This is a genomic window from Streptomyces zagrosensis (genome assembly GCF_014203645.1).
GTDB lineage: Bacteria > Actinomycetota > Actinomycetes > Streptomycetales > Streptomycetaceae > Streptomyces > Streptomyces zagrosensis.
Window position 1 is genome coordinate 18,922 of sequence record NZ_JACHJL010000003.1, and the last position, 14,360, is coordinate 33,281.

Here is a 14,360-nt window from a genome sequence, read left to right on the forward strand (position 1 = left end):
GGCGAGCGCAGGCAGGGAGCGGGGGAGGTACGAGCGGGCAGGTGCGAGCGGCTGCCCGCGGAAGGCCCGGCGGGCAGCCTCGGAAAACCAGGCCCGGGGCGGGCAGCCTCGGATGGCCAGATCTGATCAGATCTGATCAGATCGAATCTGATCAGATCAGGCCAGGTCCGCGCAGCTCAGAAGACGTCGGGGCACCAGGGGCGGCGTGCCGTACGGAAGAGGACGTCGGCCAGCGCCGCGGCACCAACGCGGTGTTCCTCGATACGGCCGATGCCGGTCAGTCGGGTCGCCGACTCGTCACCGAGCCAGAGCGTGCCCAACTCCCCGATGTCCATGGTGAGGTCGGCGTCGCGGGTGGTGGGCGCGCAGCTCGCGCCTGCGGGCCCGGCGTCCAGCGCGAAGCGCCCGCCGGCGAGACCGGCGGCGTCGTGCAGCTCAAGCACGAGGGAGCCCTCGACCGGGTACGTACGAGCCGCCAGCAAGCTGGGCACGTCCAGGGGGCGCACCCACATCCAGTCGGCGTGGGCCCTTATCTTGGCCGCCCGGGGATCGCCGAGCAGCAGCGGCAGCACGTCGTCAGGGGCCCGGTAGCCGCTGGCGATCCGGGCGACCCAGTCCACCGAGAACAGGAAGTGCCATAGCGCGCTCTCCGCCTCGGGTGACACGGTGAGCAGGGAGCGCACGGTGGCCGTGTTCTCCGGCAGCTTCGCCGTCCACAGATCGCCGGCGCTGTAGGAGACCAGCCCTTCCACGGTGCCGTCTGGTGCGCGGTAAAGCGCGTGGTACGGCTCCTGCCACGGGGCGTCGGGGTACCGCAGGTCGCCGGTTTCCAGCCGCCACATCCGCTCGTCGCGTGAGACCACGCCGTGCTGCCGGGCCCGCAATCGGTCGTGCAGCGCCGGGCCCACCGCGCGTATCTGGGCACCATCGACCATCTCGACCTGCCCACCGGCGTTCGCGATCTGCGCGAACCCGCCCTTGGCCGACCGCAGCGCGCGGTCACCGGGCCGGGCGTAGCTGGGGTTCAATCCGGCCCTGGCGATCTCCACTTCCCACTCGCTGACCCAGGTGGCGGGGCCAAATCCGTACCGCCCGTAAATGGGGTACTCCGCGGCGATCAGCGTGGCGACGGCGTCACCGCGCTCCTTCGCGTTGCGCAGGTCGCGGCCCATCATCTGGCTGAGCAGCCCGCGGCGGCGGTGGGTGGGAACGATGCTGACGTTGGTGACGGCGTTGGCCGCTACGGGGGCGCCGCCCACCGCGGTCAGCTCCTGCGAGAAGCTGCGGAAGCAGCCCACACACTGGTCGCCGTCGAAGGCGCCCTGCGTACGCTCCAGATCCAACCCCGGCCGTCGTAGCTCCACTTCCTCCTTGCTGACCGCGGGAGATGAGAGGAAGCCAATGTTGCGGGCGCGGAGCCAGTCGGGGAGCTCGGATTCGGTGATGGTGCGGATATCGATGGCCATGTGATCACGCTAGGTACCGCCGCCTTCGAGCGCACCGGGATTTTGCGGTGTCCCCACCCCGCAGCACCCACGCCAGCCCCTGCCTGCGCCGATTCGGGCCCCACCCCGCGGCTCAAAAGGCCGCGCGCACCTCGCCAACCCGCTCGCCACCGCCGAGCAGGGGCGCGTCCGCGATCCGCGCGAGGACCGGCGCGTCCACCCCCATCCGGGCCAGCGCGCGGGCCAGCACGGGGCCGAGCGCCCGTACCCCGCCGTCATCGAGCTTGAACGCCAGCGCTCGCCCGTCCGGCAGCGCCACCGCCTGCACCGCCTCGGCACCCATTTTGGACAGCGCCCCGGGCACCTCGCGCATCAGCCAGGTGTCCGGGCGGCGGGTGCCCGCCACGTACTCCGGGTGGGCCCGCATCGCGTCCGCGACCCGGCGTTCGGCCGTGCCGGGGGCCGCGAGAACGAAGGAACGGAAGGCACGGGCGAGACCGGTCAGCGAGATCGCCAGCAGCGGAGCCCCACAGCCATCGACGCCCACCCGCGCCACCTGCTCGCCGCTGGCGTCCTCCACCACCTGCTGCACGAGCTGCTGCAACGGGTGTTCCGGCGCCAGATACGTCTCCAGCGGCCATCCGTTCAGGGCACAGGCGGCGAGCATCGCGGTGTGCTTTCCGGAGCAGTTCATCGTGATCCGCTCCCTGCCGCGCCCTGAAGCCAGGTACGCCTCCGCCTCGATCGGGTCGAGCGGCAGGTCAGGCGGGGTCTGGAGGGCAGTGGCCGGCAGGTTGGCCTCGGCCAGCATGGTGTGCACCAGGTCCAGGTGGAACGCCTCGCCGGAGTGGCTGGCCGCGGCCAGGGCCAGCCGTTCGCCCGCCAGGTCAAGGCCGGCGCGCAGCACGGCCGCCGCCTGCATCGGCTTGTTGGAGGACCGCGGGAAGACCGGAGCGTCCGCATCGCCGAGCGCCCAGTCCACGGTGCCGTCCGCCGCGAGCACCACGAGGGAGCCACGGTGCCGGCCCTCGACGAAGCCGGAACGTACGACTTCAGCGAGGGCCGGGGGTATGCCGGGAGACGTGGTGCTCGCGGCGGTGGCGAAGGAGGTCATCGTCGGCCTTCCTACTTCCTACGAAGATGCGTACGGGGAAGCGTGACCTCCCCGGACGCTCACGGGAGTAGGTCGTCTACTTGTGCTTCCCCCTCACGGTACCTGCGGGTGATCTCGGTGCCGCAATCGTCCGCCGTCCGCTGGAGCTGCTGCCGCCGCCCGGAAACCCGCTGCTCATAGGCGATGAGCCGGCCCATCGCGCGGTCGAGCTCCTCGTCCGTACGGGCCTCCAAGTCCGATAGCTCGACCTCGGCCAGCGTGTCCTCGGCCAACTGTCGGTACTCGGCGCTGCGGGGCGTGCCCAGCGTGACGTGTCGGGCGGATGAGCGGTGCCGCGCTGGGCCGTCGGTCAGGATCTCCGAGAGCCGGTCCACGAGCGTCGCCCGGGGCGGGCCCGCGACGGGCGCGGCCCCTCGGGGCGAGGCGCGGCGGGTCAGCTCGGCACGGATGATGTCGATCCTGCCCTGGAGCAACCTGCGCACATAGCTGAGGTCTGCCTCCTCTGCCTGTGAGCTGCGGCGCAGCTCACGTAGCTCGGTCAGCCGCAACCCGTCCAGGGCCAGCACGGTGGCGGTCGCGTCCACCAGGTGCCCGGAGCGCTGGCTCGGCGGACGGGCCTGCGCTGCTTCCGCTGCCCGCACGAACCAGGCGTCCCGCGCCGGGTCGGCGACGGCCTGCACCGGATGTGACGGGAAGGCCGGGGGTTTTGGGGTCGCCGCCGTGGACGACGACCGGGCGATCGGTACGGGGCCGGGAGACTGTCCGGCGCCGGGTGTACTCATGCGTTTCCGTCCCCTCAAACGGTGCGCGAGCTGGTCGCGTTGTCCACATAACGCACCGCCTGCACGCATCGTGCCACTCTGTGCTGTCCGTCCGCAGCGGGTGGACACCTGAACAGCCCAGATGGCGGCAGGGCATCATGGTGCACATGCGTGCTGTGGTGCAGAGAGTCGATGGAGCAAGCGTCGCCGTTGGCGGCGAGACGGTCGGGGAGATCGTCGGCGAGGGACTGTGCGTCCTGATCGGCGTCACGCACGATGACACTCCTGCCAAGGCCGCGCAACTCGCCCGCAAGCTGTGGTCGGTGCGCATCCTCGAAGGTGAGAGGTCCTGCTCGGACTCGGGCGCTCCGCTCCTGGTGATCAGCCAGTTCACCCTCTACGGCGACGCCCGCAAGGGCCGCCGCCCCACCTGGAACGCCGCCGCGCCAGGAGAGGTCGCCGAACCCCTGGTCAACGAGGTCGTCGCGGCCCTACGGGCGCTGGGCGCCCAGGTGGAAACGGGCCGCTTCGGCGCGGACATGAAGGTGTCCTTGACGAACGACGGCCCGTTCACGGTGCTCGTAGAGGTCTGAGGCTGCGAGGCCCGAGGCCGCAGAGGCCGGGGAGCGCCGGCTCAGGCGCGTCCCCAACGACTCTGGTGGGGCCTGAGCCCAGCCGGCTGAGGCTGGGGTGGGCCGGACGGGCGGTCGTGGGCGCGCGGTACGTGCGTGGTACGCGACGCGGGCCGCATCTCGCCCGAAGCCAGCCCCCCACCCCACACCGCTAAAGCCACCCCTACGGCTCGACCACGACCTCCTGGGCCGCGGCCGTGGTATCGGCCAGGAGGTCCGCGTCTACGGGGACGTTTCGCTTGATGAGGGCCAGGGCGATGGGGCCCAGCTCGTGGTGGCGGGCTGAGGTGGTGATGAAGCCGAGTTGGCGGCTTTCGGGGCCTTCCGACGCGCGGCGGATCGGCGTTCCGTGGGGCGGGAGGTGCACCTCGCTGCCGTCCAGGTGGAGGAAGACCAGGCGGCGCGGCGGCTTCCCCAGGTTGTGGACACGGGCGACCGTCTCCTGGCCCCGGTAGCAACCCTTTTCCAGGTGGACCGCGGTGCCGAGCCAACCCAGTTCGTGGGGGATGGTGCGGTGGTCGGTCTCCAGGCCGAGCCGGGGGCGGTGGGCCTCCACGCGGAGCGCCTCGTAGGCGAGGATGCCGATCGCCGGGCCGTAGGCGTCGGCGGCGGCAGCGAGCTGGTCGCGCGGTAGGAACACGTCGCGGCCGTGCGCCGCCTCTCGTGCCATCGTGTCCGCCGGGATATCGACGATCGAGCCGGCGGGCAGGTGCACGACCGCGAACTCCTCGGTGCGGTCGTGGACTTCCACCCGGTAGAAGAACTTCATGCTCTCCAGGTAGGCGATCAGTTCGCCCTGGGTTCCCGGTTCCACATGGGCCCAGACCGTCGTCCCGTCGTCCACGAGATACAGCGCGTGCTCGATGTGGCCGTTTGCGGAGAGGATCAGTGACTCGGTGGCCTGGCCCACCGGGAGATCGCTGACGTGCTGGGTGAGCAGCAGGTGCAGCCAGCTCAGCCGGTCGTCACCGGTGACGGTGATGACGCCGCGGTGGGAGAGATCGACGAAGCCGGTGCCGTTGGCGAGTGCGCGCTGTTCGCGGAACAGATCGCCGTAGTGCCCGGCGACCCCTTCATCGAGGCCCTCCGCCGGTACGGCGCCGGGCAGCGACAGTAGCGGACTGGCGAATGATGGTCGCAGCATGACCCCAGCCTACGGCGCCTGCGCTGGCTCCTCGCCGGGTTCCCCCTGGCCGGTGCACTTCGCACACCGGCCAAAGATCGCGAAGTGCTTCAAATCGGTATCAAAGCCAAAGGTCTCCCGGAGCTGCCGGGCGAACGGCTCGGCGATCGTCTGATCGGCCTCCAGCACGTCCGTACAGTCTCGGCACACCAGATGCAGATGGTGGTGCCGCTCCGCAAGGTGGTAGGTGGGTGCGCGGGTTCCCAGGTGGGCGTGGCTGACCAGGCCGAGCTCCTCCAGCAGCTCCAGCGTCCGGTAGACGGTGGAAACGTTCACCCCGCTCGCGGTGCGACGCACCTCGGTGAGGATGTCGTCCGGAGTGGCGTGCTCCAAAGTGTCCACGGCCTCCAGGACGAGTTGGCGCTGCGGGGTCAGCCGGTAGCCGCGGGCCCGCAGGTCAGTCTTCCAGTCGGTTGTCGCCACGCCGCCAGTGTAGGTGTCTTAGGTCTCCCTTACCTCGGGTCGTGTCAACCGTGCCGTGCCTCGCGCAGGTATTCGGCCAACGCGGTGACCGCCGCCGCATTGCGTGGGCTCTCCACCAGATCCACGTAGTCGAGGACGAAGATCTGCTTGTTCTTGATCGCCGCCACGTCGGCCAGCGGCGGGTAGGACAGCAGGAACTTCTTCTTCTGCTCGGCGCTGACGTCCCCGTAGTTGTTGATCACGATCACATCGGGGTCGCGTTCGACGACCGTTTCCCAGCCGACCGTGACCCACGAGTCCTTGAGGTCCTTCATCACGTGGTCGCCGCCCGCCTTGGTGATGATGTCGTGCGGCCCGGCGAACGTCCCCGACGTCAACGGCTTGTCCTTCCCGTCGTCGTAGAGGAAGACCTTCGGCCGCTCCTTCGGCGCCTTCACCTGCGCGTCCGCGATCTGTTGCTGGTACGTCCGTACCAACTGCTCCGCTCGGTCCTCGACGTGGAAGATCTTCCCGAGCGTGCGCAGATCGGTGTAGAGCGCGTTGAGCGGCGACATCACGCCGCGCGCCTTGCCGTTGCCGTTGCGGCAGGACTCGGTGAGCAGGTACGAGCCGACGCCGAGCTTCTTCAGCGCGGCCGGAGTGAAGGCCTCCGACTCGCGGAAGCCGTAGTTCCATCCGGCGAACACCAGGTCCGCCTTGGCGTCGAGCACCAGCTCCCTGTTGATCTCCCGCTTGGACAGCCACGGCACCTTGTCGTACGCGTCCTTGTACGGCACGGCGTCCAGATCGCCCTTGTCATCGGGCATCACATAGCCGGCCATCCGGTCCTCAAGCCCGAGCGCGAACATGATCTCGGTGATGCCGACGTCGTTGGTGACCACGCGCTCGGGTGCCTTGTCGTACGTCGTCTTCGTGCCGCAGTTGGTGATGGTGACCGGATAGTGGCCGCCGCCCTGTTCCTTTCCGGCCGCGGTGCTGTCCTGATCTTGGCCCTTGTTCTCGTCGCGGCTGCCGTCATCGGAGACCTTGGCCCCACAGCCGGTGACGGTGAGCGCGAGGGCGAGGGCCGCGGCTATGGCGGCGGGGGCGCGGAAGGGGGATAGGCGCACGGGAGACATCCTCAGTGGGTGGGAGCGGCGGGGGCAGTGGGAGTGGTGGAGGCGAGGCGGGCCGCGTTCGGGGAGGCGCGGGGCGCGGGTGGTCGCGGGAGGCGGTCGAAGAGCAGTTGCAGGGCGCCGCTTTCTGGGTGCCGCACCCGGTGCGCGCGGACCTGGAAGATATCGGCGAGCAGTTCGGGGGTGAGCACGTCGTGCGGGGCGCCCGATGCGGCGATGCGGCCGTGCGCGATGACGTACAGCAGGTCACAGTGCAGGGCCGCCAGGTTCAGATCGTGCAACGCGGTGAGCACGGTCAGCCCGGCCGGCGCGCCAGCCGCGGCTGCCTCTGTCGCGGCTGTCTCTGCTGCTTCTGTCGTGCGGCTGCCGGTTGCCTTTGTCGCGCCGGTGGCGGCTGCTCTTGTCGCGCCCATAGCGGCTGCTTCTGTCGCGCCGATGGCGGTTGGTTCTGTCGCGCCGGGGGCTGCTGGTTCTGTCGCGCCGGTGGCTGCGACCTGTGCCGCCGCATCGGTGGCGGCGTTGCCGTGGTGCGGGGTTTCCGCGTCGGCCCGTAGCAGCGCGAGCACCTCAAGCTGCTGGGCGATGTCCAGGTGGTTGGTCGGCTCGTCCAGGATCAGGATGCGGGGCTGCTGGGCCAGCGCGCGGGCGATCAGGACCCGCTGCTTCTCACCACCGGAGAGGGTGAGGAAGCCCCGGCCAGCTAGATGGCCCGCGCTCACCCTGGCCAGCGCTGCCGCGCAAGCCCGCGCATCACCGTCCGACGCGCGCCCGGTCGCGCTCTGATGCGGCATCCGGCCCATCGCCACCACCTCGGAGACGGTGAAGTCGAACTCGCTGGACGACTCCTGCGGCAGCGCGGCCAGCCGCCGGGCGCCCTCGCGCGGACTCATCGCATGCAGGTCATCCCCGCCGAGCAGCACCGCCCCGGCGCTCGGCCGCAACGCCCGGTACGCACAGCGCAGCAGCGTGGACTTGCCACTGCCGTTGGGACCCACGAGGCCGACCACCTGGCCGCTGCCCACCCGCACGGTGGCGTCGGCGACCAGGCGCGCCCCGGCGATGTCCACGGAGAGGTTCTCGATGTCGATGCGCATCAGGCGCCTCCGCTGACGTGGGTGTGAGTGTGGGTGTGAGTGCGGGCGTGGGTGTGCGCGTGGTGGGAGCCGTGGGCGTGATGGGGGCCAGCGGTGCGGCAGGGGCCGGTGGCGCGGCAAGGGCCTGTTACGCAGCGAGGGCCTGCGGTGCGGCACAGGCTCTTCCGCATCAGGAACCTCCGAAGGTGTAGCCGCGGCGTCGCATCAGCAGCACGAAGCAGGGCACGCCGACGACGGCGGTGATGACGCCTACCGGCAGCTCCACGGGCGCAAGGAGCACCCGCGACAGGATGTCCACCCACACCAGGAGCACCGCGCCGAGCAGGGGCGCGACCGCGAGCACCCGCCGGTGATCGGCGCCGACCAGCATCCGTGCGAAGTGCGGCACCATCAGGCCGACGAAGCCGATAGCCCCGCTGACGGCAACCACCGCGCCGGTCACGGCCGCGGTGACCAAGAACAATTCGCCGCGCAGCCGCCGGGCGTCCACGCCCAGGGCCGCCGCGGTCTCGTCGCCCATCGCCAGCCCGTTCAGCCGGCGGGCCGACCACACCAGATGCGTCAGGCCAGCGGCCACGGCACAGGCGGCGATCGGCACCGAGTCCCAGCTCGCGCCGCCCAGGCTGCCCAGGAGCCACATCATCGCGGAGCGCGCCGCCTCGCCGCGCTCGGCGCTGGAGACCATCAGGGTGGTGAGGGCGGAGAAGCCGTAGTACATGGCCGTGCCGGTCAGCACCAGCCGCAGCGGGGTCAGCCCCTGCGGGGTGCGGGCCCCCGCGTACACCAAGGCCATCGACAGCAGCGCGGAGCCGAACGCGGCGGTGGAAAGCGCCCAGATCCCGAGGCTGCCAAAGAGCCCGAACAGCAGCACGGCGTTGGCGCCGACCGCCGCACCGGACGAGATGCCAAGGACGAACGGGTCGGCCAGCGCGTTACGCACCATCGCCTGCACGGCCACGCCGACCCCGGCGAGGCCCGCCCCGACCACCGCCGCGAGCACCACCCGCGGGAACCGCAGCTCCCACACGATGGTGTACGAGGCGACCTGGTCAGGCGCGATGGTGCCGCCGGTCAGCCCGGCGCGCAAAAACCGCAACACCTCGACCCAGGAGAGCCCGGCCGAGCCGAAGGCGACGCCGCACACCAGTGAGATGGGTAGTGCGACGGTGAGCACGATGATCAGCGGTATGAGTGGCACCCGGCGCTCGGGGCGCCGCGCGCCGGGCGCGTGGGGGCGGTCGCCCGCGCGGGGCGGGGCAGCATCGTCGGTCGTGGTCGCCACGGGCGGCTTCCCCTTCGCCTCGGGCCGCGACCGTACGGTGAGGGAGTGGCCCGGAGCATGGCGCCAGCCGGGGGCTTCCTCTCGCAGTCCGCGGCGAGTTGTTCAGGAACAGCGCCACCACGGGTGATCGGGCTCGCGGCGCCCCGCGTCCATGGGAAGGACCAGGGCTCCGCCTACCGTTGCGGGTCAGCGCCGGACTCTCACCGGACTTTCCCCGCGGGGCGCATATGCAGTTGTAACCGAAGGCCGAAGGCCGAGAACCGAAGACCGAGAACCGAAGAACTAGCGAACTGCGGAGCTGGGGAACGGCGGACAGCAGCGGGCTACTTGAAGAAGGCGATGCCGTCGTCCGGGAGGTCCTTGAGGTCCTTGGCCCATTCGCTGGGGTCCACGACCTTCTTCAGGTGCGCCGACATATACGGGCGCAGCGGCACCTCGGGGGTGGCCTTCTCGCCGACCCACATCAGGTCGCTCTTGACGTACCCGTACAGCCGCTTGCCGCCGGTGTAGGGACCCGCGGATGCGGTGCGCGCGATGGCGTCGGTGACCAGGTCGATCTGCGGCTTCTTGTTGGCCAGCTCGCCGTACCAGATTTCCACGACGCCCTGATCGCGGGTCATGACGACCTCGACCTTGCGGTTCTTGTCGATCCGCCAGTACCCGGACTCGGACTCCAACGGGCGGACCTTCTTGCCCTCGGCGTCCAGCTCCCAGGTGTGCGAGACGTACTCGATGAAGTCGCGGCCGTCGTGCGTAAAGGTCGCCTCCTGCCCGAAGTTGCACTTCTCGGAGCCGGGGAAGTCGTAAACGCCCGCGCCCTCCCAGTTGCCGAGGAGGAAGACGAGGGGTACGAGGTCCGGATGAAGGTCGGACGGGATCTCGATCATGGGCTCAGGCGATCTGTAGTGCGGACGGGAGACGGCGCGAGAGGCCCGCGCGTGCCGGGTGCGGCCGGGGACTTCCGGCGGGGACCGCGACTGCCGCGCGGACCGGGCGGGGACGGCGGGACCGTCAGCGCTGGCCCTGGTACAGCTTGAAGAGCGTGAGCCCCGCGAAGCCGGCGATGCACGCGGCCATCAAGGCCATCAGCACGGTGAAGACTGTCTCAAGCACGAGCGCGCTCCTCGGACACAGTGTGGTGTAACGGACCGGGCCCGAGTCTAGTCCGCGCCGTGCCGGGCGGCGCGGTGAGGTCCGCCGCCCTGCACGCTCGCCCGGTACGCCCCCTTGTCCGCCCACCGCGTAGGCCCCGGCCCGTGCGCCTGCCGCGTACGCCTGCCGCGTACGTCTGCTAGGTCCGTCGCCCAGTCCCGACGGTGCCGCGCAGCGGCCCGCATACAGTGAGCGCATGGCGAAGAAGCTCGTGATCAAGGTGACGGCTGGGGCGGACGCGCCCGAACGGTGCTCGCAGGCGTTCACGGTGGCAGCCGTCGCCGTGGCCAGCGGCGTCGAGGTCTCGCTGTGGCTGACCGGCGAGTCCTCGTGGTACGCGCTGCCGGGTCGGGCGGCCGAGTTCGAGCTGCCGCACGCGGCGCCGCTGCCCGACCTGATCGACGGCATCCTCAGCGGCGGTGGTGCGATCACGGTCTGTACGCAGTGCGCGGCTCGCCGCGACATCGAGGAGTCGGACCTGATCGAGGGCGTACGCATCGCCGGCGCGCAGCTCTTTGTGAGCGAGATCATGCCGGACGGCGTGCAGGCCCTGGTGTACTGACGACGTGCGGGCCCTCGTGTGCCGATCGGCCGGAAGGTGGCCGGCCGGGGAGTGGCTGTCCTCAAGGGTGATGCTTGCCGTCGAGCTCGTCCCACCACGCGTCGGACTGCTTGTCTCCGGTGCGCGCCCCGCGGCGGGATGACGCGGTGCCGCCAGTGCTGGTGCCGGTGTCTGTGCCGCCGCCCGGCCCGGAGTTCGGTGGGGGCGGCTGGTCGCAGGCCGCGTCACGGGCGGGGTCTGGCCAAAGGCTCAGGCCAGGGGTCGGGCCTGAGTGCGTAGCCGAGGGAGAATCCGGCGGGGCCTCCGCGGGAGAGCCCGATATGGGGTCACCGGGCCGGTCCGGTGGGTCTGGCCCCGGCTCGTCGAACCACCGCTCCTCCGGCCCGCGCCGGTTGGCCACGATCGCCGCGAACGGCGGTATCACCATGGCCACCACGCACATGCCGACCGCCACCGGTATCGACCACAGCCGTACTACGGACCATGCCAGGACGAAGAGCGTCAGGCATGCACCCATCATGAGGAAGTAGCCGCGTCGCCGCCGGGCGTACATGACTCCAGCGTACGACTGGCCAGCGGGCCGCACCTGGTGTGCGACCAGACTGGTGCGGGGTCACTTCCCCTCCCCGCACCGGACCGCGCCCGCGCGCTGCCCGCCCCGTGCGGGCAGCGCTGCGGCCACGCAGGTGCCGGCGTGGCGCCGTACCGCGTGCGCCGCAGATGCGCGCAGGGCCGCATCCCAGCCATAGGCGTCCAACCCCTGGGATGCGGCCCTGCGGCCGTGCCGGCGCGTAGCGTCAGACGGCGATGGCGACCTCCGCCAGGCCGCCCTGCTGGGCGACGACGGTGCGGTCGGCGGTCGCGCCCGGCACCAGCGCGCGCAGCGTCCAGGTGCCTTCGGCGGCGTAGAAGCGGAACTGTCCGGTCGCCGATGTGGGCACCTCGGCGGTGAACTCGCCGGTGCTGTCGAGCAGTCGGACGTAACCGGTGACGGGCTGGCCGTCGCGCGTCACGCTGCCCTGAATGGTGGTCTCACCAGGCTTGATGGTCGCCGCATCGGGGCCACCGGCCTTTGCTCCACACATGGATGTCTGTCCTTACGTCGGGAAGTTCGGGGGACCAGGAGCGCCAGCGGGGAGGGCGGCGCGCACCTGAAGAGAGGGCGAGGGGGTGAGGAGGGGCGGAGCCGGGTCAGGCGTTGGCGCCGAGCTCGATCGGCACGCCGACCAGCGAGCCGTACTCGGTCCACGAGCCGTCGTAGTTCTTGACGTTGGTCTGGCCCAGCAGCTCGTGCAGCACAAACCAGCTGTGCGCGGAGCGCTCACCGATACGGCAGTAGGCGATGGTGTCCTTGGCCAGGTCCACGCCCTCACCCTCGTACAGGGCCTTCAGTTCTTCGTCCGACTTGAACGTGCCATCGTCGTTCGCCGACTTCGACCACGGGATGTTGCGGGCGCTGGGCACGTGGCCGGGGCGCTGCGACTGCTCCTGCGGGAGGTGGGCCGGGGCGAGCAGCTTGCCGGAGAACTCGTCGGGCGAGCGTACGTCCACGAGATTGAGCGAGCCGATGGCGGCCACGACGTCATCGCGGAAGGCGCGGATCGAGCTGTCCTGCGGCTTGGCCTTGTACTGCGTGGCCGGGCGGTTCGGGACCTCGGCGACCAGGTCGCGCGAGTCCAGCTCCCACTTCTTGCGGCCACCGTCGAGCAGCTTGACGTCCTGGTGCCCGTACAGCTTGAAGTACCAGTAGGCGTACGACGCGAACCAGTTGTTGTTGCCGCCGTAGAGGACGACCGTGTCGTCGTTGGCGATGCCCTTGGCGGACAGCAGCTTCTCGAAGCCGGCCTGGTCCACGAAGTCGCGGCGCACCGGGTCCTGGAGGTCCGTCTTCCAGTCGATCCGGATGGCGTTTTTGATGTGGTTCTTGTCGTAGGCGGACGTGTCCTCGTCTACCTCGACAATGACCGTCTTCGAGTCGTCGATGTGGGACTGGACCCACTCGGCGTCCACCAGGACGTCGCTGCGGCTCATGCTGTTCTCCTCCGGGGCAGTTGCGGATGGTGCACGGTTACGCGGATGGCGCACCGGCAGGCGGCGACGGGGATGCGCGCGGCGCTGCACGGGGGGTGGATACGAGGCCTGGCCCCGCGTTCGGGCGGTGGGGCGAACCTGCGACACAGGCGCGGTGCGGACCCAGCGAACCTAGCGAAGGGGCTCGTTCAGCAAGGGCGACAGAGCATGGCGGCGACGCGGCACAGGTCTACTGCCCGCCGCTTCGTGAGATCCGCCTGTCGCTTCATGCATTCGATCGTAAGGACGGCGGGCTGACGTGTCACCGGCGTGTCAAATACTGAGACAAGAATGTCTGTCATGTGAGACAAGTGAGAGGTTGGACGAGTCCCACGGCCAGCGCGGCGGGGACTTTCCGTGCCGGGCATCTGCACTGCGGACGGCGACGTCTCAGTGGCTGGACGTGCGGGGTTGCCTCGCTGGTGGGGCAGCCTCTCGCCCCCCCGGGAGGGCGAGGGTCGGGCGAGGGCTACGGAAGTCGGTGCGTTCCTCAGCCCGTCAGCCCGTCAGCCCGTCAGCCCGTCAGCCCGTCAGCCTCTCAGCCTCTCAGCCCGTCAGCTCGACCGCGTGCCCCTCGGCCTCGACGTCGATCCCGTCCGGGGTCGTTTCGATCGTTTTCAGTTGCAGTCCGGTCGGGAGCCCATCCACCTTGCGGTCAATGTCGGTCCGCTGCCGTACCTTGCTCTCCCAGCCGGGCACGGTCCCGCCGGGGATCTTCTCGGCGCGCAGCCGGATGGTGTCGCCGTTGGCCACGGTCACCGTGCCGTACGCGCTGACCTTCACGCCGAGCAGTGCGCCGCTGATCTTCACCCGGCTCTTGCCCTCGGAGTCCTTGCCCGCGTAACTCACGGTGATGCCGGGGCCAGCCGCCTTGGAGAGGTCTTGGTAGCTGACATGCGCCTGTCCTGTCGCATGCTCTGCGATGGCGGAGGAGAAGTTGCTGGAGACCTTGACGTCACGCATCGTCGCGGACATCTCGCTGATGTGGATGACCCTGCCATTGTCCTGGCTGGTCAGCCCGTCGGACTTGACCTCGATCTCGTCGAACTTCTTGTCGAGCACCTGGGTCAAAAACGGAAAGCCCTTGATCGATACCTCGGGTGTACCGGTCAGGTTCTCCTTGCTCTTGATCTTCTTGGCCGCCTCGGACTCCACGACGTTGACCGCGATCCGATCGGCAGCCACCAGCAGTCCGCCGAGGATCACCAGGAGGATCAGGGTGATCCGCAGTCCGCGCCCCCGCCTGCGCCGCCGTGGGGGATGGGCCGGACGATCGTCGTAGTCGTCGGCGTAGCCGCCGCCGTAGCCGTAACCGTCCTGGCCGTTGTATCCGTCGTGCCCGTATCCGTTGCTCTGCCCACCGGGCCCCTGGTGATACGGCGCGCCGCCCGAGGCCCCTGCGCCGCCTCTGTTCGCCGCGTCAGTATGTGCCGCGTCCGACATGCTTCGTCCCCCAAGCTCTCGGTGAGGTCCATCCTGTGGTGGCGAGCCTAACCATAGAGGTCCGATATCGGCCGAACGCGCGAG

Annotated in this window: 14 protein-coding genes and 1 pseudogene; 2 read left to right on the plus strand and 13 right to left on the minus strand. The window is 70.1% G+C overall.

Going from position 1 to position 14,360, the window contains the following annotated elements; translation table 11 throughout:
* Positions 1-176: 176 nt before the first annotated feature.
* The 3 genes from FHS42_RS06905 to FHS42_RS06915 all read right to left on the minus strand — a co-directional run bounded on the left by FHS42_RS06905 (position 177) and on the right by FHS42_RS06915 (position 3,341).
* Positions 177-1,466: a GNAT family N-acetyltransferase gene (locus FHS42_RS06905; RefSeq protein WP_184569899.1), complete on the minus strand. Its 1,290-nt coding sequence runs from the start codon at positions 1,464-1,466 to the stop codon at positions 177-179.
* Between the two features lie 112 nt (positions 1,467-1,578).
* Entirely contained in the window at positions 1,579-2,559 is a 981-nt protein-coding gene (locus tag FHS42_RS06910; protein ID WP_184569901.1) for an asparaginase, read from the minus strand.
* A 59-nt stretch (positions 2,560-2,618) separates the two neighbouring features.
* Positions 2,619-3,341: an RsiG family protein gene (locus tag FHS42_RS06915; protein ID WP_184569903.1), complete on the minus strand. Its 723-nt coding sequence runs from the start codon at positions 3,339-3,341 to the stop codon at positions 2,619-2,621.
* Positions 3,342-3,487: 146 nt separating this feature from the next.
* Between FHS42_RS06915 and dtd the strand changes: the two genes are divergently transcribed.
* Positions 3,488-3,913 (plus strand): D-aminoacyl-tRNA deacylase, encoded by a 426-nt coding sequence (gene dtd / locus FHS42_RS06920; protein WP_184569905.1) that lies wholly within the window; start codon positions 3,488-3,490, stop codon positions 3,911-3,913.
* A gap of 202 nt (positions 3,914-4,115) precedes the next feature.
* On the opposite strand, the gene ygfZ is transcribed toward dtd, so the two are convergent.
* The 6 genes from ygfZ to FHS42_RS06950 all read right to left on the minus strand — a co-directional run bounded on the left by ygfZ (position 4,116) and on the right by FHS42_RS06950 (position 9,936).
* Positions 4,116-5,096 carry a CAF17-like 4Fe-4S cluster assembly/insertion protein YgfZ gene (gene ygfZ / locus FHS42_RS06925; protein WP_184569907.1) on the minus strand — a complete coding sequence of 327 codons (981 nt, stop codon included), beginning with the start codon at positions 5,094-5,096 and terminating at the stop codon, positions 4,116-4,118.
* A gap of 9 nt (positions 5,097-5,105) precedes the next feature.
* Positions 5,106-5,558 (minus strand): Fur family transcriptional regulator, encoded by a 453-nt coding sequence (locus FHS42_RS06930; RefSeq protein ID WP_184569909.1) that lies wholly within the window; start codon positions 5,556-5,558, stop codon positions 5,106-5,108.
* A gap of 44 nt (positions 5,559-5,602) precedes the next feature.
* Positions 5,603-6,667 (minus strand): ABC transporter substrate-binding protein, encoded by a 1,065-nt coding sequence (locus FHS42_RS06935; RefSeq protein ID WP_312866763.1) that lies wholly within the window; start codon positions 6,665-6,667, stop codon positions 5,603-5,605.
* An 11-nt stretch (positions 6,668-6,678) separates the two neighbouring features.
* A complete protein-coding gene (locus FHS42_RS06940; RefSeq protein ID WP_184569913.1) occupies positions 6,679-7,767 on the minus strand; it encodes an ABC transporter ATP-binding protein in 1,089 nt (362 codons plus the stop codon).
* Between the two features lie 169 nt (positions 7,768-7,936).
* Positions 7,937-8,965 carry a FecCD family ABC transporter permease gene (locus tag FHS42_RS06945; RefSeq protein ID WP_312866788.1) on the minus strand — a complete coding sequence of 343 codons (1,029 nt, stop codon included), beginning with the start codon at positions 8,963-8,965 and terminating at the stop codon, positions 7,937-7,939.
* Between the two features lie 407 nt (positions 8,966-9,372).
* The gene (locus FHS42_RS06950) at positions 9,373-9,936 is read right to left on the minus strand and encodes a heme-binding beta-barrel domain-containing protein (protein WP_184569917.1); all 564 of its coding nucleotides are present in this window, start codon (positions 9,934-9,936) and stop codon (positions 9,373-9,375) included.
* Positions 9,937-10,397: 461 nt separating this feature from the next.
* Here FHS42_RS06950 and FHS42_RS06955 point away from each other — a divergent pair, with 461 nt between their 5' ends.
* Positions 10,398-10,763: a DsrE family protein gene (locus tag FHS42_RS06955; protein ID WP_184569920.1), complete on the plus strand. Its 366-nt coding sequence runs from the start codon at positions 10,398-10,400 to the stop codon at positions 10,761-10,763.
* A gap of 343 nt (positions 10,764-11,106) precedes the next feature.
* Here the strand turns inward: FHS42_RS06955 and FHS42_RS36665 are convergent.
* The 4 genes and pseudogenes from FHS42_RS36665 to FHS42_RS06975 all read right to left on the minus strand — a co-directional run.
* Positions 11,107-11,316, minus strand: a pseudogene (locus tag FHS42_RS36665) (DUF3099 domain-containing protein); the annotation flags it as partial.
* Between the two features lie 244 nt (positions 11,317-11,560).
* Positions 11,561-11,848 carry a DUF1416 domain-containing protein gene (locus tag FHS42_RS06965; RefSeq protein WP_184569924.1) on the minus strand — a complete coding sequence of 96 codons (288 nt, stop codon included), beginning with the start codon at positions 11,846-11,848 and terminating at the stop codon, positions 11,561-11,563.
* Positions 11,849-11,954: 106 nt separating this feature from the next.
* A complete protein-coding gene (locus FHS42_RS06970; protein ID WP_184569926.1) occupies positions 11,955-12,794 on the minus strand; it encodes a sulfurtransferase in 840 nt (279 codons plus the stop codon).
* Between the two features lie 585 nt (positions 12,795-13,379).
* Positions 13,380-14,276 (minus strand): LmeA family phospholipid-binding protein, encoded by an 897-nt coding sequence (locus tag FHS42_RS06975; RefSeq protein ID WP_184569928.1) that lies wholly within the window; start codon positions 14,274-14,276, stop codon positions 13,380-13,382.
* Positions 14,277-14,360 lie beyond the last annotated feature (84 nt).